22 protein-coding genes are annotated in these 22119 nt (G+C 68.0%); 9 read left to right on the top strand and 13 right to left on the bottom strand.

Features of this window, described 5'->3' with window-relative positions:
* Positions 1–110 precede the first annotated feature (110 nt).
* Positions 111–383 carry a hypothetical protein gene (locus ASE58_RS17115; protein WP_055824198.1) on the bottom strand — a complete coding sequence of 91 codons (273 nt, stop codon included), beginning with the start codon at positions 381–383 and terminating at the stop codon, positions 111–113.
* Positions 384–470: 87 nt separating this feature from the next.
* On the bottom strand, positions 471–920 hold the full coding sequence (locus tag ASE58_RS17120) for an SMI1/KNR4 family protein (protein ID WP_082468223.1): 450 nt from the start codon (positions 918–920) through the stop codon (positions 471–473).
* Between the two features lie 89 nt (positions 921–1009).
* Between ASE58_RS17120 and ASE58_RS17125 the strand changes: the two genes are divergently transcribed.
* Entirely contained in the window at positions 1010–2347 is a 1338-nt protein-coding gene (locus tag ASE58_RS17125) for an ABC1 kinase family protein (RefSeq protein WP_055824206.1), read from the top strand.
* Between the two features lie 225 nt (positions 2348–2572).
* Here ASE58_RS17125 and ASE58_RS17130 read toward each other — a convergent pair whose 3' ends face one another.
* From ASE58_RS17130 to ASE58_RS17140, 3 genes are all read right to left on the bottom strand, one after another.
* Entirely contained in the window at positions 2573–2794 is a 222-nt protein-coding gene (locus tag ASE58_RS17130; RefSeq protein WP_235513677.1) for a type II toxin-antitoxin system ParD family antitoxin, read from the bottom strand.
* A gap of 100 nt (positions 2795–2894) precedes the next feature.
* Positions 2895–3179 (bottom strand): helix-turn-helix domain-containing protein, encoded by a 285-nt coding sequence (locus tag ASE58_RS17135; RefSeq protein WP_055824209.1) that lies wholly within the window; start codon positions 3177–3179, stop codon positions 2895–2897.
* Positions 3176–3517, bottom strand: a complete 342-nt coding sequence (locus tag ASE58_RS17140; RefSeq protein WP_055824211.1) for a type II toxin-antitoxin system RelE/ParE family toxin — start codon at positions 3515–3517, stop codon at positions 3176–3178. Before ASE58_RS17140 ends, ASE58_RS17135 begins: the two co-directional genes overlap by 4 nt.
* Positions 3518–3936: 419 nt before the next feature.
* Here ASE58_RS17140 and ASE58_RS17145 point away from each other — a divergent pair, with 419 nt between their 5' ends.
* Positions 3937–6276, top strand: coding sequence for a bifunctional diguanylate cyclase/phosphodiesterase (locus ASE58_RS17145; RefSeq protein ID WP_055824214.1), 2340 nt, complete (start codon positions 3937–3939; stop codon positions 6274–6276).
* 149 nt (positions 6277–6425) lie between these two features.
* Here ASE58_RS17145 and ASE58_RS17150 read toward each other — a convergent pair whose 3' ends face one another.
* Entirely contained in the window at positions 6426–6986 is a 561-nt protein-coding gene (locus ASE58_RS17150) for a recombinase family protein (RefSeq protein ID WP_055824216.1), read from the bottom strand.
* Positions 6987–7195: 209 nt separating this feature from the next.
* Here ASE58_RS17150 and ASE58_RS17155 point away from each other — a divergent pair, with 209 nt between their 5' ends.
* Together ASE58_RS17155 and ASE58_RS17160 are read left to right on the top strand one after the other, a co-directional pair.
* Positions 7196–7444, top strand: a complete 249-nt coding sequence (locus ASE58_RS17155) for an AbrB/MazE/SpoVT family DNA-binding domain-containing protein (RefSeq protein WP_055824219.1) — start codon at positions 7196–7198, stop codon at positions 7442–7444.
* Complete coding sequence (locus ASE58_RS17160) at positions 7437–7826, top strand: type II toxin-antitoxin system VapC family toxin (protein WP_055824221.1); 390 nt, start codon at positions 7437–7439, stop codon at positions 7824–7826. Before ASE58_RS17155 ends, ASE58_RS17160 begins: the two co-directional genes overlap by 8 nt.
* 36 nt (positions 7827–7862) lie before the next feature.
* Here the strand turns inward: ASE58_RS17160 and ASE58_RS17165 are convergent, their stop codons facing one another.
* The 4 genes from ASE58_RS17165 to ASE58_RS17180 all read right to left on the bottom strand — a co-directional run bounded on the left by ASE58_RS17165 (position 7863) and on the right by ASE58_RS17180 (position 13142).
* Positions 7863–10292, bottom strand: coding sequence for an ABC transporter permease (locus ASE58_RS17165; RefSeq protein ID WP_055824224.1), 2430 nt, complete (start codon positions 10290–10292; stop codon positions 7863–7865).
* Positions 10293–10314: 22 nt separating this feature from the next.
* Positions 10315–11061, bottom strand: a complete 747-nt coding sequence (locus ASE58_RS17170) for a GIN domain-containing protein (protein ID WP_055824227.1) — start codon at positions 11059–11061, stop codon at positions 10315–10317.
* Positions 11062–11162: 101 nt separating this feature from the next.
* The gene (locus ASE58_RS17175) at positions 11163–11840 is read right to left on the bottom strand and encodes an ABC transporter ATP-binding protein (RefSeq protein WP_055824230.1); all 678 of its coding nucleotides are present in this window, start codon (positions 11838–11840) and stop codon (positions 11163–11165) included.
* A gap of 12 nt (positions 11841–11852) precedes the next feature.
* Entirely contained in the window at positions 11853–13142 is a 1290-nt protein-coding gene (locus ASE58_RS17180; RefSeq protein WP_235515933.1) for an efflux RND transporter periplasmic adaptor subunit, read from the bottom strand.
* 90 nt (positions 13143–13232) lie between these two features.
* On the opposite strand from ASE58_RS17180, the gene ASE58_RS17185 reads away from it, so the two are divergent.
* The 3 genes from ASE58_RS17185 (at position 13233) to ASE58_RS17195 (ending at position 16710) form a co-directional block, all read left to right on the top strand.
* Entirely contained in the window at positions 13233–14471 is a 1239-nt protein-coding gene (locus ASE58_RS17185; RefSeq protein WP_235515934.1) for a sigma-54-dependent transcriptional regulator, read from the top strand.
* A 231-nt stretch (positions 14472–14702) separates the two neighbouring features.
* Positions 14703–15833, top strand: coding sequence for a sensor histidine kinase (locus tag ASE58_RS17190; RefSeq protein ID WP_055824233.1), 1131 nt, complete (start codon positions 14703–14705; stop codon positions 15831–15833).
* 307 nt (positions 15834–16140) lie between these two features.
* Positions 16141–16710 carry a class I SAM-dependent methyltransferase gene (locus tag ASE58_RS17195; protein ID WP_055824236.1) on the top strand — a complete coding sequence of 190 codons (570 nt, stop codon included), beginning with the start codon at positions 16141–16143 and terminating at the stop codon, positions 16708–16710.
* Between the two features lie 269 nt (positions 16711–16979).
* Here ASE58_RS17195 and ASE58_RS18080 read toward each other — a convergent pair whose 3' ends face one another.
* From ASE58_RS18080 to parA, 3 genes are all read right to left on the bottom strand, one after another.
* Positions 16980–17156, bottom strand: a complete 177-nt coding sequence (locus ASE58_RS18080) for a hypothetical protein (RefSeq protein ID WP_156347821.1) — start codon at positions 17154–17156, stop codon at positions 16980–16982.
* Positions 17157–17259: 103 nt separating this feature from the next.
* Positions 17260–17532, bottom strand: a complete 273-nt coding sequence (locus tag ASE58_RS17200; RefSeq protein WP_055824240.1) for a ribbon-helix-helix domain-containing protein — start codon at positions 17530–17532, stop codon at positions 17260–17262.
* Positions 17529–18182, bottom strand: coding sequence for a ParA family partition ATPase (gene parA / locus ASE58_RS17205; RefSeq protein ID WP_055764050.1), 654 nt, complete (start codon positions 18180–18182; stop codon positions 17529–17531). The genes ASE58_RS17200 and parA overlap by 4 nt, the downstream gene beginning before the upstream one ends.
* A gap of 188 nt (positions 18183–18370) precedes the next feature.
* On the opposite strand from parA, the gene ASE58_RS17695 reads away from it, so the two are divergent.
* Both ASE58_RS17695 and ASE58_RS17215 read left to right on the top strand, forming a co-directional pair.
* Complete coding sequence (locus tag ASE58_RS17695; protein ID WP_082468225.1) at positions 18371–18739, top strand: excalibur calcium-binding domain-containing protein; 369 nt, start codon at positions 18371–18373, stop codon at positions 18737–18739.
* A 177-nt stretch (positions 18740–18916) separates the two neighbouring features.
* Positions 18917–21958 carry a TonB-dependent receptor gene (locus ASE58_RS17215; protein ID WP_055824243.1) on the top strand — a complete coding sequence of 1014 codons (3042 nt, stop codon included), beginning with the start codon at positions 18917–18919 and terminating at the stop codon, positions 21956–21958.
* Positions 21959–22119: the final 161 nt, after the last annotated feature.

A 22119-nucleotide genomic window follows, 5' to 3' on the forward strand; every position in this document is an offset into this window, starting at 1 on the left:
GGCGCTACTCCTGGCTTGTATAATATCCCGTTACGACAACGGGTTCGGTACGTCCCTGAGCGGCGCGAGCCAGCGTGCGGACAGGGCCGGCAGGTCGGACAGCGCGTCGATCATGCCAGATCGGCGATCGTCGCGCGGATGAACACCGCGAACGACGTCGCGACCGGGCGGACGTTGCCATTGGTCGCATCCAGTTCGACCATCTGCCCGTCCGGCAGCGCGAACCCATGGCCGACCCCTTGCAGATCATCGCCGAACAGCGCGACCGCCGCGTCGCTGTCATACAGCTCGCCCGCCGGGACCAGGCCGTCATAGAGCTGATAGCCAACGCCCAGGCTGCCCGCGCCGACCGTGCCAAGAAACGTGAGGAAAACGCCGGGCACTCCCGGCCAGTCGCGCCGCCTGCACCGGGACCAGCGCGTCCCACGGCGTTCCGCTCCCCCTCGCGGCGGCAAGGTCGCCGAACCCGCTCATGCCGTGCCTGTCACCAGTGCCCAATAACCGGCAAAGTCGGGCGCAACGGGCGTGATCCCCGCCTCGCCCTCGATCTCATGGTCGATGAACACCACCGCCGGTCGTTCGGGATCGCGGCGGAAATCAAATGCCCACACATTGCCACCGGTATCGTCGGAAAAGGGCAGCAGGCCTGCGGGATAGTAGTCGCGCATCGCCCGCCAGCACTCCTCGATGCAATAGCTGCGGTCGCCATCGCCTACGCGGTCGGATGCATTGGCCAGCAGCAGCACACCGATCGGCGGTGGATCGCCCTCCCCTCCCTCGGGGACCTTGCCCTGATGCGCCATGACCAGCGCCCAATAGGCATCGGGCAAGCGGCCGCCGATCGCCGCCTTGATCCGCGCCCGGTCGCGGTCGTCGGGGGGCGGCACATCGTCCGCCACATAGGCTCTCCACAGCAACATGGTCACCCAACGCGGACGGCCCGGCCTTGCTCCCCCCACCCCTTCGGGCACGTGGCGGAACCACAACCCCGCCTGCTCGCTCCACCCCCATGACCGACGAACCCCTTCGCCCCGGCCGCGCCGTACCCAGCGGCCGTTTGTCGCGCCTGTCCGGCTTTGGGCGTCTTGCCGGCGGCATCGCGGGCGGGATGCTGGCCGAGGGCGCGCGCCGCATCGCCAGCGGGGAGCGGCCGCGCATGGGCGACCTGATCCTCACCCCCGCCAATGCCAAGCGCATGGCCGACCGGCTGTCGCACCTGCGCGGGGCGGCGATGAAGCTCGGGCAGATGATCTCGATGGACGCGGGCGACCTGTTGCCCCCCGAACTCGCCACCATCCTCGCCCAATTGCGTAACCAGGGGCAGACCATGCCCCCGGCGCAGCTCGACAAGCTGCTGATCGCCGAATGGGGGCCGGACTGGCGTGGCAAGCTGGCGAAGTTCGATGCGAACCCGATCGCCGCCGCCTCGATCGGGCAGGTCCACCGCGCCGAGCTGGCCGATGGCCGGCGCCTCGCGATCAAGGTGCAATATCCCGGCGTCCGCGAAAGCATCGACGCCGATGTCGACAACGTCGCCACGCTGCTGCGCGTGTCCAACCTGTTGCCGCGCGAACTGGACCTGAAACCCCTGCTCGCCGAGGCGAAGCGCCAGCTGGCCGACGAAGCCGATTACGCGCGCGAGGCCGACGCGATGCGCCGCTATGCCGATCGCTTGGCGGGCGATCCGCGCTATGCCGTGCCGCGCCCGGTCGAAGCGCTGACCACCACCCGCATCCTCGCGATGGACTATATCGACGGCACCCCGATCGAGGGGCTGGCGACCGCGCCACAGGCGACCCGCGACGCCGCGATGACCGCACTGATCGACCTGTGCCTGCGCGAACTGTTCGACTTCGGCGAGATGCAGACCGACCCCAATTTCGCCAATTACCGCTGGCAGGCGGATAGCGGGCGCATCGTCCTGCTCGATTTCGGCGCGACGCGACCGGTGCCGGCGGACACCGCCGATGCGTACCGCCGCTTGATTGCTGCGGGCCTTGCCCACGACCGCGACACGATCCGCGACGTGGCGGTCGAAACCGGGTTCCTGGGCGGGGCGGCCGTGCGCGCCCACCGCGCCGCCGTCGACCGGATCATCGCCGCGATCGACGACGCGATGGCGCGGCCCGGCCCGTTCGACTTCGGCGACCGCGCCTTCGTGCCCGTCGTGCGCGAAGAGGCAAAGGCCCTCGCCGCCGATCGTGCAACGTGGCACGTACCGCATGTCGAAACGCTGTTCGTCCAGCGCAAGATCAGCGGGACGGCGCTGCTCGGCGCCCGGCTGAAGGCGCGGGTCGACGTGCGCGGCATGGCGGCGGAAGCGACAGGTCGACGTGTCGACATGTAGGGCGATGGGTGGTCAGCACAGTCCCGATGCCCGGTCGACTTCGCGGTGGGGTTCAGGACCAATCAATCTTGCGGCCGTACCCCCGCGCAGGCGGGGGTCCAGAGCCACAAATGTTGCCCTGTCGTTACCCTGGACCCCCGCCTGCGCGGGGGTACGGCCTGAATTCTGAAAAGCGCAGCACGAGTTGCCTGGGGCCAGCCTGTGCCCTTGGTGTGACGGCGATCTTCATCCGGCTTTCCCACCAGCCCTTCGCTCCAAGGCACCGATCAGTTCGTCGAAAACGACATCAAGGTCACGAACCCGCCCCGCATCGGCATCGGCGATCCCACGGGCGATCGACGCATCCAGCGCGGCCAGTCGCGCCTCGCGGTCCTGGATCAGCCGAACCCCTTCGCGCAGCACCTCGCTCTTGGAATTATAGCGCCCCTCCGCGACCAGCTTTGCCACGAACCCTTCCAGCTACTTTCCCAGATCCGCGCTGATCATCGCCATTCTCCTTCAGGGCGGCAGCCTATACGCCTATCAACAGTTGATAAAGCGCCGCCGGTCAGCCGCGCTGGACCAGCCTTTCGATCGTCTCCGGTTCCGCGCCGATCAGTTCCAACAATACCCGTGCCGGGGCGTCTGGCTGGCTGCGGCGCTGCTCCCAATCACGCACCGTTCCAACGGGAAGGCGATAAGCCCGCGCGAACTGATGCTGGGTCTTGCCGGTTCGCTTGCGGATTGCTGCCACGTCGATCGGTGCCGCGATCCTTGCCCGGTTCGCCGCACCATCGGCATGGGCAATGGCGTCGCCCAGACCGGCCGCAATCTTGTCGAAGGCGTTCTTCATCGCTGTCTCCTCAGGCTGTCCGCCAGTGTCTTGGTCAGGCCGGCCAGCGCGTTGCGCTCGCTCTTGGTAAGGTTGATCTTCTCGTTCTTGCCGAACACCGTCAGCAGGAATGTCGGCACAGCGGGTCCGGCCCAATAGGTGATGATGCGATATCCGCCCGACTTGCCGCCACCCGGCCGGGCGACCCGCAGCTTTCTGGCCCCACCGCATCCAGGCATGATCTCACCGGCTTCCGGATTGGCAGCGATCAGGTCGACCACCGCCTGCTGTTCGTCGGCGCTCATGCCCACGTCCTTGGCCGCTGCGAGATAGGCATTGGTTTCGATAACCGACTGCACAGCAGCAAATATACGGGTAATCCGTACTCAGGCAAGTCGATATACGGATATCCCGTAGAAAAACCGGCGTGGATGGCATCGAACCGCTTTCCTACACGCCACGCCCCCGTCACTGTCGTTCCGCATCCCTCTGCCCCCGCCCGCGCCGCGCCGGGGACAGGACCGGAACCGCACGGCACACAAAAACGTGGCGAGTGTGAACTTTGTGAACTTTGGCATGCCGGCGCATCCAGCATCGCCCGGCAAGCAACTGAAAATGAGAGAATCCCACGGGATCATATCGATATTCGACCACGCGGCAGGATGTTCCGCGACATGGCGGATTTGTACCGGATCGTACCCCTGATACCGCTATCGCAAGAAAATAACATTTCGTTTAGAAACGTAAGCGTAACGGCCGGACGAATGGAGTCCGCCGTATGCGTTTCATCACCTGCCTGACCGAAGAACATGACCTGGCCCTGGTCGGACTTGCCGCATGGTTCTGCCTTGTCGGATCGCTGATTACGATCCGACTGCTCGACCGTATCCGCCATGCCGAACGCGGCACGCGCATCGCGTGGGTGTTCCTGGGCGGGGCGGCGACCGGGGCGACGATCTGGTGCACCCATTTCATCGCGATGATCGCCTATCAGCCCGGCGTCGAAGTCGCCTACGAACCGCGACTGACCGGCATCTCGCTGCTGCTCGCCATCTTCGGCAGTGCGGGCGCGCTGCACCTCGCCACCCGCCGCTGGCACCCGATGGCGGCGGTCGGCGGCGCGGTGTTCGGCGTGACGGTCAGCGTGATGCACTATGTTGGCATGCAGGCGTTCGTCGCGCACGGCATGGTGCGCTGGTCGCAGGGGCATGTGGTGATGTCGGTGCTGTTCGCGGTGGCGCTGGGCGCGCTGGCGTTCGATCGCGCGCGCAGCACCGGGCGCTTTGCCGGGCCGTGGTGGGCCAGCGGATGGATGGTCGCCAGCATCGTGCTGCTGCACTTCACCGGCATGGCGGCGATGGTCGTCACCCCCTTTGCCCCCATCGCCGGCGAAACGGGATCGAGCACCGCCACGATCGTGATGGCGATCGCGGTCGCCGGGGTCGGGACATTGGTCGTCGGCACGGGCCTGGCCACCTATATCCTCGATGCACAGGCGCGCGCCGATACCCGCCGCCGCCTGCGCGAGCTGCTGGAGAGCAATGTCGACGGCATGGTGATCGTGCAGGGCGGCACGGTGCTGGCGGTCAACGCCGCCTTTACCGCGCTGGTCGGCGGCGACGCGGCGGTGATCGGACAGCCGCTGGCGCGCTGGATTCCCGACATCGCCACCGCCGATCCCGACCGCATCGCTCAGCTGACGCTGCACGCGCACGACGGCAGCGACATTCCGGTCGAGATCACGATCCGCTTCGACCAGCGGCGCGCCTGTCCGCAGACCATCTATTCGATCCGCGACCTGCGCGCCCGCATCGCGCAGGAACGCCGCATCGCCCATCTGGCGCGCAACGACAGTCTGACCGGGCTGCCCAACCGTACCTCGTTCCTCGAATGGCTGACGCGCCAGACCGGCCCCGACAGCGCACACCGCGCGGTCGCGCTGCTGTCGATCGACCTCGACCGGTTCAAGGAAGTGAACGACATGCACGGCCATGCCGCCGGCGACCGGATGCTGACCCGGATCGGCGAACGGATGAAGGCCGCGTTGCTACCCGGCGAGTTCGTCGCGCGCCTGGGCGGGGACGAATTCGTCGCGGTGCTGCCGGTCGCCGAACCCGACGATGCCGTGGCACTGATCGACCGGCTGCGCGATGCGATCGGCGCGCCGGTCCTCGTCGACCCCAGCGGGATCGAGGCGCAGTGCGGCATGAGCGTCGGCGTGGCGCTATGGCCGCGCGACGCCACCGAAATCTCGACGCTCATCAACAATGCCGACCTGGCGATGTACCGCGCCAAGGCGTCGATCACGGTCGATGCGTGCTTCTACGAAGAGGAAATGGACAAGACGGTGCGGCTGCGCCGGCAGATGGTGCAGGAACTGCGCACCGCGATCGACCATGGCGAATTCGCGCTCCACTGGCAGGTGCAGGAATCGGTCGAGACCGGCGCCGTCATCGGGTACGAAGCGCTGCTGCGCTGGACCCGCGCCGATGGCAGCAGCGTGTCGCCGGCGAACTTCATCCCCCTGGCCGAGCAATCCGGGCTGATCCTGCCGATCGGCGAATGGGTGCTGCGTACCGCCTGTGCGACGGCGGCCAGCTGGGCCGAACCGCACCGCATCGCGGTCAACCTGTCGCCGGTCCAGCTCGGCCATGTCGACCTGCCGCGCCTGGTGCAGCAGGTGCTACTCGACACCGGCCTGTCGCCCGCCCGACTTGAGCTGGAGATCACCGAAACCGCGATGATCGCCGATCCGGTGCGCACGATCCATATCCTGCGCCAGCTGAAGGCGATCGGCGTGTCGGTGGCGATGGACGATTTCGGCACCGGTTATTCGTCGCTCTCGACGCTCCGGTCGTTCCCGTTCGACAAGATCAAGCTCGACCGGTCGTTCATGGCCGAACTGAACGGTGCGCCACAGGCCGCGGCGATCGTCCGCGCGGTGCTGACGCTGGGCGAGAGCCTGAACATTCCCGTCCTGGCCGAAGGGGTGGAGACGCCCGAACAGCTCGCCTTCCTGCGCGAACAGGGGTGCGACGAGGCGCAGGGCTATCTGCTCGGCCGGCCGGGGCCGTTGCCCAGGCAGGGGCAGGCGGATGCCGCCCGGTTGGCGGGGTAGGACCGGCTAGGAACGGGCTGAAGCCGAACCAAACCATTCGTCCTGAGTAGTCGCTGAGCTTGTTGAAGCGACGTATCGAAGGACCGCCGCAGGTGCTTCGATACGGGTCTTCGACTTCGCTCAGCCCCTACTCAGCACGAACGGTTTGCTTATTCCATTCTACCGTCCGCCCCCGGCAAAAACCGGTAGACGGTGCCGCGCGAAATTCCCAGCTCGCGCGCGATATGTGCCGGGCGCACCCCTTGTGCCGCCAGCGTCCGTACCGCTTCCGGGTCGATGCGCGGCTTGCCGCCCTTGTAGACGCCGCGTGCCTTGGCTGCCGCGATCCCCTCTGCCTGGCGTTCGCGGCGCAGGTTCGTCTCGAATTCGGCGAATACACCCAGCATGTCGAGAAACGCCTTGCCCGCCGCCGTGCCGGTATCGATCGGCTGTTCGGTAGCCTTCAGCGCCACGCCACGCCCCTTCAACTCATGCACGATATCCTGCAGATCCTTCATCGACCGCGCGAGGCGGTCGATGCGGGTGACGACCAGCGTGTCGCCTTCGCGCAGGAAGTCGAGCAGGACCTGCAACTCGCTGCGCCCGGTGCGGCCGGTCGCCGATTTCTTTTCCGACCGGATCGCCTGACACCCCGCCGCGCGCAGGGCGGCTTCCTGCACGCGCAGGTCCTGATAGTCGCTCGACACGCGGGCATAGCCGAACAAGGCCATCGCAGCCCCCTTTCTGTTTGATCAGGTTCTAGACCCTTTGTACGAACTGTTCAATATCGCTGCGAACGACCCTGATCGAACGGTTGCGGGTGTTACAGCGTGGTGCGTTTTCAGGGTATACCCTTATTATGCAGATTAGATGGTAGGGTGACACCCCTATTTGATTCTGGTACAAATAGTGCTGTTCATACCCATTGAGGATTAGGGTCATGGAAGCGCAACGGGTTCGTATCGTCGAAGGGGGCAAGCTGGTGATACCAGCGGCGATGCGTCGCGAACTGGGTATCAGCGCCGGAGATACCGTGATGGTCGATATCGACCATGGCGAGCTGCGGGTACGCTCGATCAACAAGGCACTGGAAAATGCACGGGCCATTCTTCGCCGGTACATACCCGAAGGCACGAGCCTGTCGGATGAGCTGATCGCGGATCGTCGTGCCGAGGCGGAACGTGAGTAACCGGATCGTACTCGATGCGTCCGCCCTGCTCTGCCTGCTGAATGAAGAGCCTGGCGCGGATCGGGTCGCAACCGTCCTGACCCGGTCAGTGATCGGCGCAACCAATTTGGGCGAGGTGGTGTCGAAGCTGCGCGAACGTGGCCTGACGCTGGCCGAAGTGCAGGAAGTGCTGGGCGGGCTGCACCTCGATGTCCGGCCCCTGTCGACGGCACAGGCGATGACGATCGGTGACCTGCGCCCGGCCACGCGTCCGCTCGGACTGTCGCTGGGCGACCGCGCCTGCCTCGCGCTGGCGATCGATCTGGAGGCCGAACTCTATACGACCGATGCGGCGCTCGCGCGGGCGGAAGTGCCGGTCACCGTGACGAACGTCCGCCACTGACGAAGCGGGCGTGGCCACCGACCACGCCCCTCCCCCTCAATCGTGCCGCAACGCCCAGGCCGGTGCCGCCCGACTGGCGCGCAGCGACTGGCCGAGCACGGTCAGCACCGCGACCGCGACCGCCACCACGCTGGCCCCGATAAAGAACAGCGGCGACAGCGCGATCGCATCCTCGAACCCGGCCAGCCAGGTGCGCATCGCAAGGAACGCCAGCGGCCAGGCAACAAGGTTCGCGATCAGCACGGGGCGCAGGAACTGCCCGACCAGCAGCTTCACGATGTCCCCCGACGACGCGCCCAGCGTCTTGCGGATGCCGATCTCCCGCGTCCGCCGCGCGGTGTTGAACGAGGCGAGGCCCCATAGCCCGACGCACCCGATCAGCACGGCGAGCCCCGCGCCGATCCCGAACAGCCGCGTCGCGCGGTCGTCGGCTTCGTAGAAGTCGGCGAGGCGTTCGTCGGCGGTCTGTCCGGCGAACGGTACCTGCGGCACCATCCGCTGCCACAGGTCGCGCACCGCCGTCAGCGCGGTGCGCGGGTCGCCGCTCACCCGGATCGCGATGACCGAGGTTTCGATCGCCTCCGGCGAACGGAAATACAGGTAATAGGTCGGCGAGACCGGGCTGCGCGGCGTGTCGAAGCGTAGGTCGTCGACCACGCCGATGATCGTGCGCGGCCGGTCGCCGCCCACCGTCTTGCCGATCGCATCCTGTGCCAATGCGAAGCGCAACGGGGTCAGCGCGCGGCGGTTGATGACGATGTTGGCCGGATCGCTATCCTTGCGCCCGGTGATGTCGTCCGCGCCATGCGCGTCGTCGAACCACCGCCCGGCGATCAGCCGCGCACCGTGCGTTTCGAAGAAGCGCGGGCTGACCCGTACCCACGTCAGCGATGGTCCCGATCCGGCGACGCCGGGCAACGGCACGTTGGTATTGTTGCCCTCGCCGCTGCCACCGGGTGTCGCATTGGCGATCGTGGCGTCCTTCACCTGCGGCAGCGCGCGGATCGCGGCGAGGATGGCAGGCTTGCGCGCCGCCGGCACTGCCGGGTCGGTACCCGACGTCACCAGCAGCAGCCCATCGCGCTGGAACCCCAGGTCGGCAGCGCGGACGTGCCGCGTCTGTGCGACCAGCACCGCGGTCCCGATCATGAAGGCGATGGCAAGGCCGAACTGCCCGATCACCAGCGCCTCGCGCACCCGCGCCCCCGCCCGTCCGCCACCGGGCGAGCGCGCCGATGCCAGCACCGAAGCGGCGGGAAAGCGCGATAGCAGGATCGCCGGATACACCCCCGCAGCCATGCCGACGACCACCGTCAGCACGGCCAGCGCCGGCACCACCTGTGCATAGGGCATCGTCAACGACAACCCGCCCGCTGCATTGACCAACGGCAGGCCCAGTTCGGCGAGGATCAGCCCGAACAGCGCGGCGATGGCGACGGTCAGTACCGCCTCCCCCAGGAACTGGCGCACCAGCGTGGCACGGTCGGCGCCCAGAACCTTGCGCATCGCGACTTCGCGGGCGCGCAGGCCGGCGCGCGCGGTGGCGAGGTTCACGTAATTGACCACCGCGATCAGCAGCGTCAGCACACCCACCAGCCCCAGCGTGACGACGGTCGTCTTCGCGCTGCTGCTGTCCTGCCCCTGCGGTTCAAGGTGCAGGTCGGTCAGAGGCAGGAGTTGCAGATGCTGGAAATCCGATGGCTTGCCACTGCCGTCGCTCAAATCCTTGCCGCGCCGGTCGACGAACGCGGTCAGCTTGCCTTCGAACGCACGCGCGGCGGCAGGGGTGTCGAACCGCAGGAAGGTGGACAGCGACGCGCTGCCCCAATGATACCAGTATCGGCTCGCCATATCCTGCGTGATCGGCATCAATACCGACAGCTTCAGGTCGCTGTTGTCGGGCAGGTCGCGGAACACGGCGGCGACGCGGTATGTCCGCACCTTGTCCATCGACACGACCAATGTCTGCCCGATCGGATCGCGGGTCCCGAAATAGGCGCGCGCGGTCTTCTGGTCGATCGCGACATTGCCCGGTTGTGCCAGCGCAGTCGCCGCATTGCCCGCGACCATCGGCAGGGGAAAGACGTCGAAGAACGCCGCATCGACCTGTCCCGCATCGACCTTGGTCGCGCGGCCGTTCATCAGGATGGAGCCGGCCCCCTGCCCGCCACTGATCCGCGTGCCGACGACGCCCGGAAAATCCTCGTGCATCTGGTCGAGCAGGCCACCCATCGTCGTTGCATAGGCACCGTCCGCCGGGCTGTCGGGCATGGTCCACACCGTCTGCACGACATAGACCTTGTCGTGATCGGGCAGCCATTTTTCATAGCTGGTCTCGTACCGGACATAGAGGCCGAGGATCAGGAACACCGCGATCCCGACCGCAAGGCCGCCGATGTTGAGCGCGGCATAGAGCTTGTGGCGCACAAGCGAGCGATAGAGCGACAGCAAAGCGAAGCGGTTCATGGCGTGTCCCCTCTTTCCCGTGTCAGCCGCAGGTGACGCGGGCCATGCCGCTCTTGCTCACCGAACAGGCCGGACGGCCGGTGACGGTCACGCGCGCGATGCCGCTGGCGTCGATCCCCGCCGGGCCGTCGACGGCGGCGCGCACCGATCCGGTGCCGCTGGCGCGGATCGACAGCGCCTGCGTTCGAATTGTCGACGTGTCGACATTACCCGTCCCGCTGGCCGCGATCGCCAGCGCATCGGCGCGGCCGGCGGCGGTGATCGTGCCGGTGCCGCTCAGGTCCAGCGACAGCCGGGCGGCCTGCACACCGTTCAGCTTTGCCGTGCCCGTCCCCGACAGGGTGACGACCGCGCGATCCGACCGCAGGCCGTCGATGGTCAGGCCGCCGGTACCGCGCATCGTTGCGGCAAAGGCCGGGCTGTCGAGCGCGGCGATGCGTACCGATCCGGTGCCGCTCGCCTCGATCGCCTGCAGCCGTGGCAGGGTGATGGCGATGGTCGCGGCGGGCTTGCCCGCGCGGCTGTCGCAGGTGCCTTTCGCACGCAGCAGCGTCAGCACCCGACCGCGCACTGCGACGCCGATCGCGGCGAGCGACCCCGCCTGCCCCTGCGCCCGGACGGAAAAGCCTGCGCCAAAGGTGATGGCGACATGATCGCAGCCCTGCACCGCGATACGGTCGAACCCGGCGGCGGCGAAGCTGCGGACGTCCTGCGCCATGGCCGGGGTCGGCAGGAGCGTGGCGAGCAGGGCGAGAGGGAGGAGTTTCATGGGGAGGTCTCCGAAGAGGAAATGGGGAAGACTGCGTTGGTGGCCCTGGACCCCCGCCTGCGCGGGGGTACGCACGGGTTGCGGGTGAGCCGCGGGAAAGCTCACATCGCCCGCATGGCGCTGGCGACGATCCGCCCGTCGAGCATGTCGATCCGCCGCCGGGCCATGTCGGCATGCGCGGGCGAGTGGGTGACCATCACGATCGTCGCACCTTCGGCGTTCAGGCCCATCAGGATGTTCATCACCTGCTCGCCATTGGCGGTGTCGAGGTTGCCGGTCGGTTCGTCGGCCAGGATCAGCTTCGGATCGCCGACGATCGCGCGGGCGATGGCGGCGCGCTGCTGCTGCCCGCCCGACAGCTGGTGCGGGAAATGGCGGGCGCGGTGGGCGATGCCGACCTTGTCCATCGCCGCCGCCACCCGTGTTTTCCGGTCGCCGGCATCGCCGCGATAGGCGAGGCCGAGCGCCACATTCTCCTCGATCGTCAGCTCGTCGATCAGGTTGAAGCTCTGGAACACGAAGCCGAGCGTCGATCCCCGGAACTTGGCGAGATCGCTCTCGCCCATCGTCGCGAGGTCCTGCGCGCCGAACAGGTACTTGCCCCCGGTCGGCCGGTCGACGGTGCCGAGCGTGTTGAGCAACGTCGACTTGCCGCAGCCCGACGGCCCCATGATCGCGACGAATTCGCCCGCCTCGACCGCCAGGTTGATGTCGGCCAGCGCGGTCGTCTCCACTTCGTCGGAAACATAGCGGCGCTGGATATTCTCTAACCGGATCATGGGCTTCCCCCCTTATCGGATGTTGATGGCGTCGCCCTTCACGGACGACAAATTGGTGGTGACGATGCGGTCGCCGGGGGTCAGCCCCGACAGGATCTCGACCGCTTCCGGATTGCGCCGGCCGAGCTTCACCGGGCGGCGCGTGGCGTGGGTGCCATCGGCATCGACGACGAAGGCGAACGCACCATTGTCGACCGCCAGCCACCCGCCGACCGGGGCCACCACCGCCTTCGACGCGGCGCCCAGCGTGATGCGGATGTCGAGGGTCTGGCCCCGGTTGAGATTGGCGGGCGTGGTGTCGAAGGTCAGCTCGACCCGGAACCGTCCCTCCTTCACCGCCGGCAGCACCTTGCTGACGGTCAGGGTCGCGCCTTCCGCGCGTGCCTTCTGCCCCACCGCCACACGGCCGAGATAATATTCGTCGACATCGGCGGTCAGCTTCCACGACCCTTCGCTGTCGACCTGCCCCGCCGGGTCGCCGGGTTTCAGCGTCTGGCCCGGTTGCAGCGTGAAGTTGGTCAGCCGCCCGGCCGCCGGGGCACGGATGGTCAGCGCCGACAGCCCGCCGCGCACCGCCGCAAGGTTGCCCGACAGCCGCGCCTGCGTATCCGCCAGGCGCTGCCCCTGCGTCGCGGTGATCCGCGCCTCGGTCCCCGCCCCGGCGCGCAGCTGCGCCAGGCGCCGCGCCTGATATTCCGCCTCGGCGCGGTAGCCCGCGACCCCGGCCTCGGTCACGATCCCCTTGTCGAACAGCTGCTGGCGGATCGCCAGGTCGCGCCGCGCCTTGATGAGATCATATTCCGCCTGCGACACCTGTGCCGAGCGGTCGAGCCGGCTGCGCTCGATCCCCAGCCCTTCGCCGGCGATGCTGCCCAGCTGGCTGGCGATCGCCGCCTCGCGGGTCAGCACGTCCAACCGCAGTTCGGGGTTGGCGAGTGTGGCGAGCGGTTGGCCGGCGGCGACCATCGCCCCGTCCTGCACCAGCAATTGTTCGACCTGCCCGCCCGACAGCACCCCGACCAGCGTGGTCAGCCGCGGCGCGACGGTGGCGCGCACCGGCAGGTAATCGTCGAACGCCCCGCGCGTGACCTCGCCCGTCTCGATCGCGCTGGCGGCGATATCGGTCGATCCGGCGGCGGGCAGCCAGCGCCACAGCGCCACCGCCGCCAGCACCGCCGCAACCACGATCCACGTCACGCGCCGTTGCCACCATGCACGACGGGGCCGCGCGATGCGCTTGTCCATCGCCGCGCCGGGGGGTGTTTCGGTGGTGCTTGCGCCCTGTGTCGCTTCGGTCATCATGGACCCAGTGTCACCGATCGGGGCGGAAAATCCTAAGTGTCTGAACTATCCCCATATTCCATCGACTGTCCGCCGGGTGACCGTCCGGTCGTGGACAGCCTGTCCGGAAATGGACAGTCGCCGGCAGCGTCAAGCGGCCTGTCGGTGCTGCTGATCGACGACAATGCCAGCATCGCCGAATCGATCGCGCTGGCGCTGCGGCTCGGCCGGCACCGGATCGACTGCGCGTGCGGACCGGAGGAGGCGCTGTCGCGCCTTGCCGCCGCCCGCTACGACGTGATCCTGCTCGACATGAATTATGCCGCGAACCGCACCGACGGGGCGGAGGGGCTGGCGCTGCTGGCGCGCATCCTGTCCGACGATCCGGGGGCTGCGGTGGTGGTCATCACCGCGCATAGCGGGGTGCGGATCGCGGTGGAGGCGATGCGCGCCGGCGCGCGCGACTTCATCATGAAGCCGTGGCGCAACGCCGACCTGCTCGCCCGCATCGCCGCCGCCGCCGCGCCGCGGGCGGTGGCCGTGACCGCGCCGGTCGCGGCGGAACCCGCCCGGCTGCTGGGCGACAGCCCGGCGATCGAGCGGTTGCGCGCGCTGATCCGGCGGATCGGCCCGACCGAGGCCGGGGTGGTCGTCACCGGCCCGGCCGGATCGGGACGCGGGCTGGCCGCCGCCGCGCTCCACGCCGCATCGCCCCATGCCGGGGCGGCGATGCCGGTGATCGACCTGCGCGACGATGCGGCGTGGGGGCTGCTCGACAATCCCGCGCCAACCTTGCTGCTGCGCCATCCCGACCGGTTGGGGGAGGTGGCGCAGGCCCGGCTGCTCGCGCGGATCGCGCCCGCGACGCGCTGCATCGCCATCGCCGACAGCGCGGCCGGCATCCTGCCCGCGCTCGCCCGCCGCATCGCCACCGTCGAGATCGCGGTGCCGCCGTTGGCGACGCGGGCGGACGATGCGCTGCTGCTCGCGCGCCATTTCGCGCGGATCGCGGCGGTGCGCTATGCCCGGCCAATACCCCGTTTCACGCCGGCGGCGGAGGCGCGCATCCTGTCGGGGCCATGGGCGGACGAGGTGCGGGGGCTGGGCGCGGCGGTCGAGCGCGCGATCCTGCTGGGCGAGGGCGACACGATCGATGCGGCGCTGCTCGCCCCCGATCCCGTCATCGCGGTGGCGGAAAGCCCCGCCGCCCGCTTCGACCTCGACGAGAATGAGCGCGCGGTGATCGAGGCGGCGCTGCGCGAACATCGCCACAATGTCAGCCACGCAGCGGCCGCGCTGGGGCTGAGCCGGGGCGCACTGTACCGCCGGATGGCACGCCATGGGTTGTAGGGGGGACCGGCTTCGGAGGTGGGGCGGTCGGACCCGACTATCCCCGTCCCGTATCCCCGCGCAGGCGGGGATCCAGAGCCCCAAGGAATCCCCTGCGTTCGGGACCCTGCCCCCCCGCCTGCGCGGGGGTACGGTGGAGGCCGGGCGGGTCGGTCGTTCCTTCGCCGGGGTACGAGGGGGCTTGGGGCAATCGGCGCTGCCCGCGCTGTCACCCGTATCGAGCCGCCGACCATGCTGACCCCGGAGCGTCGCCGCGCCCTCACCGCGCTCGGCTCGGGCGTCCTCCTCACCGCCGGCGGGGCCGCCGCGCTGGCCGCTGCGCAGGCGGGGATGTGGGGCACGCTGCTTGGTGCGGGCGGCGTGGTCGCGTGGGCGCTGGCGCTCGGCTGCTGGATCGCGGCGCGGCGGGGTGCCGCCCCTGCCCCGCCCCTTGCGCGGGCGAGCGACGGGCCGATCGCCGCGCTGCTCGACCAGGTGCCGGTCCCGCTGCTGCGGATCGAGGGCGATCGGGTCCGCGCGATCAACCGCGCCGCCCGCGCGCTGTTCGTCGCCGACGACCGCATCCCTGCCCCGCCCGCCGCGCTGACCGATCCCGCCCGGCACCATTTGCGCCATGCCGGGCGGCGCTGGCGGATCGATGCGGTGACGCTGGGCGACGCGCACCGCCTTGCCGCGCTGATCGATGTCGATGCCGAGGAACATGCCGCGCAGGAGCGCGCGCAGGACGAGATGATCGATATCCTCGGCCACGAACTGCTGAACGGCCTGTCGCCGATCGTGTCGCTGGCCGACAGCGCGGTGACGGCGGCGGCACAGGGCGATGCGATGCTGGGCGATATCCTCGCCACGCTGGCCCGCAGGGCGGAGGGGCTGGAGGGCTTTACCCGCGCCTATCGCGCGCTGGCGCGGCTGCCCGATCCGGTCGTCGCCCCGGTTGCGCTGGGCGAATTGGCCGACGATCTGGCGCGGCTGTTCGCCGGGCGCTTCGGCGAAACGGTCGCACTGGCGGTGCGCGCGGACGGCACCGCGACGCTCGACCGGGGACAGCTCGTGCAGGCGGTGTGGGCGCTGCTGCAGAACGGTGCCGAGGCTGCGCTGACCGCCCCCGCCCCGCCCCCCACCCCGCCGAGCGTCACGCTGTCGATCACCGGCGGCGCGCAGCTGACGATCGAGGTCGCCGACAGCGGCCCCGGCATCGCCGCCGCCGACCGCGCGCGGATCTTTCGTGCCTTCCACACCGACAAGGCCGGCGGATCGGGCATCGGCCTGACGCTGGCCCGCCGGATCGCCCGGGCGCATGGCGGGGAGCTGGTGCTGCTTGACACCGGCGAGACGCGGTTCCGGCTGACGGTGCCGGCGTGATCGACATGTCGACAGGTAGAACGGTCGACGTAGGTGGGGAGCGTCCGGAGTTGGCGGGGGGACAGCCTTGCCATCCCCGGCTGATGCGATCTGTTCGCACGATAGCTGCTTCGTCCCGCCCGGTACCCACGCCGCACCCCCGCGCAGGCGGGGGTCCAAGGTCCCGAGCGCAGGCCGCTGTTCTGTTTGGCCCTGGGCCCCCGCCTGCGCGGGGGCACGGTGGTGTCTGGGCAGCCGCGCGGACCATCATGCCAACACGACATCTTAACCATCCGACATGTCGACACCTCTACCTGTCGGAACATCGATGAGTGACCCCACCCATGGCTGGGAGGCGCTTGCCGGGCGGTTCGCCGCGATCCGCAGCGAGGTGGGGGTGGACGTCGTGCGCCGCTGGGCGGCGGACCTGCCGCCGGGGGGCAGTGTGGTCGATATCGGGTGCGGCAGCGGACGTCCGGTCGCGCTGGCGCTGGCCGGGGCGGGGTTCGCGGTATCGGGCATCGACCCCTCCCCGACCCTGCTCGCCGCGTTCCGCCGCGCGCTACCCGGTGCACCGGCGGCGTGCGAGACGGCGGAGGCGAGCGGCTATTTCGGGCAACGCTTCGATGGTGCGGTGGCGATCGGGCTGCTGTTCCTGCTACCGCCCGCGACGCAGGCGGTGGTGATCGGCCGGGTCGCGCAGGCATTGCGACCGGGTGGGCGGTTCCTGTTCAGCGCGCCACCCGTCGCCTGTCGCTGGACCGACACGCTGACCGGGCGGGAGTCCCGGTCGCTGGGCGAGGCGGGGTATCGCGTGCTGCTGGAGGAGGCTGGGTTGCGGTTGATCGACGGCCATGAAGACAGCGGCGGCAATCATTATTTCGCGGCGGTCGGGTAGGACGGCGGTGGAGCGGGACCTGTGGGCAGACTTACCATGCGCGGGGGCACGGCGAATGGACGGGGTTTGCGAAGGCTTCGATCGGGTCCGGGGTGACGATCGGAGCGGCGGATGCCTACCCAAGAAACGGCGGAAAACTGCCAAAGGTCACTAAGTTCACACTCGCGCGCTATTTGCAGCGGCGCGCGTGGGGAGCGTGGTGGACGTCGACGATGGTACAGAGCGTCGGGCGAGCCTGTCAGGGTATCGCGATGTAGGAAAGGCGCCCGTCAGTGGCCGTAGCGCTTGATCCCGCGCTGGCGCAGCTTGCGGCGTTTGCGGCGGTGCAGCACGACGCCGAGCGCAGGCCCGCCGATCAGCAAGACGATGCCGATGATGGCATAGGCAAGAAGTTCGCGGGAGACGTCCATGCCGGTTTCTTGCAATCCGGCGACCGGATTGTCCATGCCAGACATTAACTTTTGTTCATCTGCACGCGTTGTTCACCGACAAAATATGCCGCACCACCGCATGACGCGTCGACAGGTCGACAACCCGACAGGTCGACGGTCAGTCGCCGATGGGACTTTCGCCATATTTGCGAAGAACATCGTTGAACGCCTCCGCCATCAGCGCCTGCAGGCTGCGGTCCTGTCGCCGCGCAAGCATGTGCATCGCCAGCGACATGTCGGGGGTGAAGAAGCCCGCGATCTGCTTGCGGCCCTGCCGGCTTGCCGGGCCTTTCGTGTCGGCAGCGGCGGGCGCGGCAGGTGTCGGCGCGGGGGTTACCGCCGGGGCGGGGGTGCGGTCGCGCAGGTTGGCGAAGGACGGCTTGCGGCTCATGACGCGACCTTTCTGAAACGGGGGGCAGGCATGTCGAGCTGTCGACATGTCCACTTGTATAGTTCGCGAACCTCTTCCGCGGCCTTGCCGGCGGGTTCGCTTTCCATGACCGTCCGCCCCTCGGCACTGGCATGGCGGTAGGCGGCGCGATCGGGCAGCAGCACGGGGCACGGCGGCGTGCCGAAGCCGTCGACCAGCTCGCCCGCCTCCTGGTAGATGCGCGGCGCATTGGGCGGGCCGGCGGTGAACACGACAAAGGCCGGGCGACGCAACAGCTGCACCAGCTTCGCCGTCGTCTGGATCGCCGACAGGTCGAAGGCGCTGGGCCGGCACGGGATCAGCACCAGGTCCGCCGCCTCCACCGCCGCGCGCGCCGCACTGTCGGCGTGCGGCGGGGTGTCGATCACGATCACCTCCGCGCCCTGCTCCTTCGCCGCCGCGATCTTGGCGGCCAGGCGGGGCGGGGGGCTGTCGATCACCTCGGGCGGAGCCTCCTGCCGCCACGCCGCCCATTGGCTGGCGGTCGCCTGCGGATCGGTATCGACGACCAGCGCGACCCGGCCCGAGGCCTGTGCAGCGGCGGCCAGATGCAGCGCGAGCGTGGTTTTCCCCGCGCCCCCCTTTTGCGAAATGATGGCGATGGTCGGCATGTCGGCTCCTCTACGTGTCGACATGCCGACAGGTCAAGCTGTCGAGCGCCATGGTTCCGAATCGGTAATCGCGTCCGTATCGCCGGACGTATCCCGGTGGAGGCCGAGGTGGGGTAACAGCTTGTTAGCACAGGAGAAGATACGTTCTGCCGATGTCTGGCCCAGCCCTTCCTGCCGCTGCATAGCCAATGAGCTTCAAAAAGCCGTTTCGTGCCGTCCCGATCAAGCTGGGCGAGCGCTACCGACGTGAGCAGCGCCGCAACGACCGGACAGCCGCCGTCAGGTTCCTCGGCATCGCGGCGGCGCTCGGCGCACTCATCGGCATCGGCACGGTTGCGATCGACCAGGATGGCCGCGCCGCCATCACATCGGCGCTGAAACCCGTTGCCGTACAGGCAGGGTTGGCGCGCGCACGCCAACCGCAACCCGGCGATCGATGGGGCGGCTGCAACGATGCCCGCGCGGCCGGTACCGCTCCGATCTATTCCGGTGAGCCCAGCTATCGGGAAGACATGGACGGCGATGGGGACGGGGTAGCGTGCGAGCCGTACCGCTGATCCTCTCCTCCAAACCATCCCGGCGAAGGTTGGCCGACGTGGCGAAAATGTCAGCATCGTGCAAATCCGCCGGCCGCCGCGATTGAGCGTTTGACAGCGCCGGAAATTATTTAATATCAATTTTCTTAAATAGAAGCGGAGTGCCACGTCGCACTACCGCAGCATGGGGAGGTTTTCATGCGTCACGGTTCGTCGTCGATCGTCCGTTCGATGCTGCTGGGGGCAGTATCCGTCCTGGGACTTGCCGCACCGGCACTGGCCCAGACCGATCCCGTCGCCACCGCCGATCAGGCCGAGGCACCCGCCGACGACATCGTCGTCACCGGCATCCGCGCATCGCAGGCCCGCTCGGTCGAGATCAAGCGCAATGCCGACAGCGTGGTCGAGGCGATCAGCGCGCAGGACATCGGCAAGCTGCCCGACGTCACCATCTCCGATTCGCTGCAACGCATCCCCGGCGTGCAGATCCGGCGCGAGGCGGGTGAGGGCGGCGCGGTCAACATCCGCGGCCTGCCGCAGGTCACGACCCTGATGAACGGCGAACAGTTCCTCGGCGCCAATTCGGTGACGACGGTACAGCCGAACTTCACCGACATCCCGTCGCAGCTGTTCTCGGGCGCGACGGTGTTCAAGTCGCCGACCGCATCGCTGCAACAGGCGGGCCTGTCGGGCACTGTCGACCTGCTGACCCGCCGGCCGATGGATTTGAAGCAGGGCTTCACCCTGTCGGCCGCTGCCGAAGGGCAATATGGCGACAAGACCGAGAAGTGGAGCCCATCGGCCAACGGCCTGATCGCCTATCACGGCGACCGGTTCGGGGTGCTTGTGTCGGCGGCCTATAGCGACCTGACGCTCGGCAACAGCTTCCGTGGGATTCAGGATTACGGCGTCGCGCTGAACAACGAAGGCGGCAGCGCGACCAACCAGGGTGCGTTCGCGACCGGCAACAACGGCGTGAGCCGGGGGCGTGCGGTGCGCAATGGCGCGGGCACGATCATCGGGTACGATGTGAACGGCGATGGCGACGCCAACGACGCGTTCATCACGCCGCAGTCGCACACCGCGTGGAACCGCATCACCAACCGCGAACGCTTCGGGGCCAACGCCTCGCTGCAGTTCGAGATCAACGATGCGCTGAAGCTGACCGCCGACGGTTTCTACACCCGCCAGACGCAATATGACCGTACCGCCGGGTTCCAGTTCCAGAATGTCGACTGGCTGTCGTCGCCGTTCCTGCCGACGAAATCGCGCGATACCGGCGCGGTCGTCAACGGCTACAACGTCAACACGGTGCAGCAATATACCTATAGCCTGCCGAGCTTCGACAGCTATTCGGAAACCTTCCGCACCAAGAGTGAATCGCAGAACTACAATGTCCAGCTCGACTGGCAGCCGAGCGACCAGTTCAAGGGCACGATCCGCGGGATTTACGGCAAGGCGTCGCGCAAGCGCGACCAGGCCTATACGCAGTTCAGCCTGACCAACGGCACGCAATGGGCGTATAACGGCGTCGGCAACTATCCGGCATCGGTCGGCGGCGATCGCCAGTTCAATCCGACCGGCTACCAGATCTACAGCCAGACCGCGACCGTCGACTATTCGAGCGGCGCGCCGGTGTTCGGCTTCTCGCCCGCGTTCCTGGCACAGGCGTCCGATCCGTCGCGCTATGGCCTGAAGACGATTTCGTCGGAGGGGAACCAGTATCAGAATGGCGACCTGTGGGCGGTGCGCGCCGACGGCGAATATACCGCCGAAAACGGCGTGAAGCTGGCGTTCGGCGGGCGCTATGGCGAACGCAGCGTCGACCAGTTCACCTTCGATCGCGTGTCGCCCTTCTATGCCGGCAACACCGACAATGCCGCCAATCCGGCGGGCGGGTGCCTGGTCAAGTGGAAGGCGTTCGACGTCAACCTGAACGACAACAAGTGCGCGGTGCGCGATGCGCAGGGCAATGCCTATACCGCGGGCTATACCCGGCAGGCGAACGACCCGATCTTTGCCGGCCTCATCAAGCAATATGCCCTGCCCGCCGGCGGCGCGCCCGCGCTCTATGCGCTCGACCCGCACGCGATGGACGACAGCGAGGCGTGGCAGAACAAATTCTATCCGGGCAGCCAGAATCTGGTGAATCCGGCCGACAGCTTCACGGTCAATGTCAGCCAGATTTCGGGCTATGGCCAGGTGTCGGGCGAGGGCGTGCTGCTGGGCATGCCGTTCCGCGCCAATGGCGGGTTGCAGGTGGTCAACACCCGCCTGAACGTGCGCCAGAACATCGTCGGCGCGCCGCAGCCCTATGGCGTGTCGGGGGTCGATGCCGGTGACGTCGTGACCAAGCGCGAGTTCACCGACTTCCTGCCCGCGTTCAACGTGGCGTTCGACGTGACCGACAAGCTGCGCGCCCGCGCTGCCTTCTCGAAGACGATGACGGTCCTCGACTTCCTGCAATGGGGCGGCGGTCTGAACGTCAATTACGCGATCAATACGCAGGTGAACCCGGCCCGGTTCGAGGCGCGCACGGCGGATTCGCGCGGCAACCCGAACCTGAACCCGTGGCGCGCGACCAATGCCGAAGCGAGCCTCGAATATTATACCGGGCGCTCCAGCCTGGTCGCGGTCGGTGCGTTCTACATCTCGGTCGACAGCTTCATCACGACCACGACCGAAACCCGCACCGATATCCCCGACAATGACGGCGTGATCCGTCGTCCGGTCATCACCAACACGCTGGCGCAGGGCGAAGGCGGCACGCTGAAGGGGATCGAGGCATCGGCACGCCAGTCGCTGGCCGATTACGGCGTCAACGGCTTCCTCGGCGGGTTCGGCGTCGATGCCAACTATACGCTGTCGCTGGGCGATGCGGGGCAGGTCGATCTGGCCGGCAACAAGATGCCGTTCCAGGACAACAGCAAGCATCAGGTCAACGCCGCCTTGTGGTTCGAGAAATACGGGTTGCAGGCGCGCGTCGCCTATAACTTCCGCTCGAAGCGGCTCGCCTCGTCCAACTATGGCGGCATCCAGGGCCTCGCCCAGTATCAGGAGCCGACCCATTATCTCGACGCGTCGGTCAGCTACGACATCACGCCGCAGTTCAGCGTCTATGGCCAGGCATCGAACCTGACCGGCGAGACCGAGCGCTATTACCTTACGTGGCAGGATCAGGTGTTCAACGAGAACATCTATGAGCGCCGCTTCATCGCCGGCGTGCGGGCGAAGTTCTGATCGCGGTGGCGACGTGTCGAGGTGTCGACATGTTGCCATACCTCACGCGTCACCCCCGCGCAGGCGGGGGTCCAGGGCCTCATACGCCAACGCTGTTCTGCTTGGCTCTGGACCCCCGCCTGCGCGGGGGTACGGTGGTGAGCGATACGAACGCCACGTGC

The sequence above is a fragment of the Sphingomonas sp. Leaf9 genome, from assembly GCF_001421355.1.
Taxonomy (GTDB): Bacteria; Pseudomonadota; Alphaproteobacteria; order Sphingomonadales; family Sphingomonadaceae; genus Sphingomonas.

Bases quoted from the DNA above. Each gene is read 5' to 3' on its own strand.
- ASE58_RS17695 (WP_082468225.1), top strand. From the start codon at position 18,371: ATGAGCTTCAAAAAGCCGTTTCGTGCCGTCCCGATCAAGCTGGGCGAG.
- parA (WP_055764050.1), bottom strand. From the start codon at position 18,182: ATGCCGACCATCGCCATCATTTCGCAAAAGGGGGGCGCGGGGAAAACC.
- ASE58_RS17125 (WP_055824206.1), top strand. From the start codon at position 1,010: ATGACCGACGAACCCCTTCGCCCCGGCCGCGCCGTACCCAGCGGCCGT.
- ASE58_RS17120 (WP_082468223.1), bottom strand. From the start codon at position 920: ATGTTGCTGTGGAGAGCCTATGTGGCGGACGATGTGCCGCCCCCCGAC.
- ASE58_RS18080 (WP_156347821.1), bottom strand. From the start codon at position 17,156: ATGGACAATCCGGTCGCCGGATTGCAAGAAACCGGCATGGACGTCTCC.
- ASE58_RS17175 (WP_055824230.1), bottom strand. From the start codon at position 11,840: ATGATCCGGTTAGAGAATATCCAGCGCCGCTATGTTTCCGACGAAGTG.
- ASE58_RS17195 (WP_055824236.1), top strand. From the start codon at position 16,141: ATGAGTGACCCCACCCATGGCTGGGAGGCGCTTGCCGGGCGGTTCGCC.
- ASE58_RS17145 (WP_055824214.1), top strand. From the start codon at position 3,937: ATGCGTTTCATCACCTGCCTGACCGAAGAACATGACCTGGCCCTGGTC.
- ASE58_RS17190 (WP_055824233.1), top strand. From the start codon at position 14,703: ATGCTGACCCCGGAGCGTCGCCGCGCCCTCACCGCGCTCGGCTCGGGC.
- ASE58_RS17215 (WP_055824243.1), top strand. From the start codon at position 18,917: ATGCGTCACGGTTCGTCGTCGATCGTCCGTTCGATGCTGCTGGGGGCA.
- ASE58_RS17155 (WP_055824219.1), top strand. From the start codon at position 7,196: ATGGAAGCGCAACGGGTTCGTATCGTCGAAGGGGGCAAGCTGGTGATA.
- ASE58_RS17165 (WP_055824224.1), bottom strand. From the start codon at position 10,292: ATGAACCGCTTCGCTTTGCTGTCGCTCTATCGCTCGCTTGTGCGCCAC.
- ASE58_RS17200 (WP_055824240.1), bottom strand. From the start codon at position 17,532: ATGAGCCGCAAGCCGTCCTTCGCCAACCTGCGCGACCGCACCCCCGCC.
- ASE58_RS17170 (WP_055824227.1), bottom strand. From the start codon at position 11,061: ATGAAACTCCTCCCTCTCGCCCTGCTCGCCACGCTCCTGCCGACCCCG.
- ASE58_RS17180 (WP_235515933.1), bottom strand. From the start codon at position 13,142: ATGATGACCGAAGCGACACAGGGCGCAAGCACCACCGAAACACCCCCC.
- ASE58_RS17135 (WP_055824209.1), bottom strand. From the start codon at position 3,179: ATGAAGAACGCCTTCGACAAGATTGCGGCCGGTCTGGGCGACGCCATT.
- ASE58_RS17150 (WP_055824216.1), bottom strand. From the start codon at position 6,986: ATGGCCTTGTTCGGCTATGCCCGCGTGTCGAGCGACTATCAGGACCTG.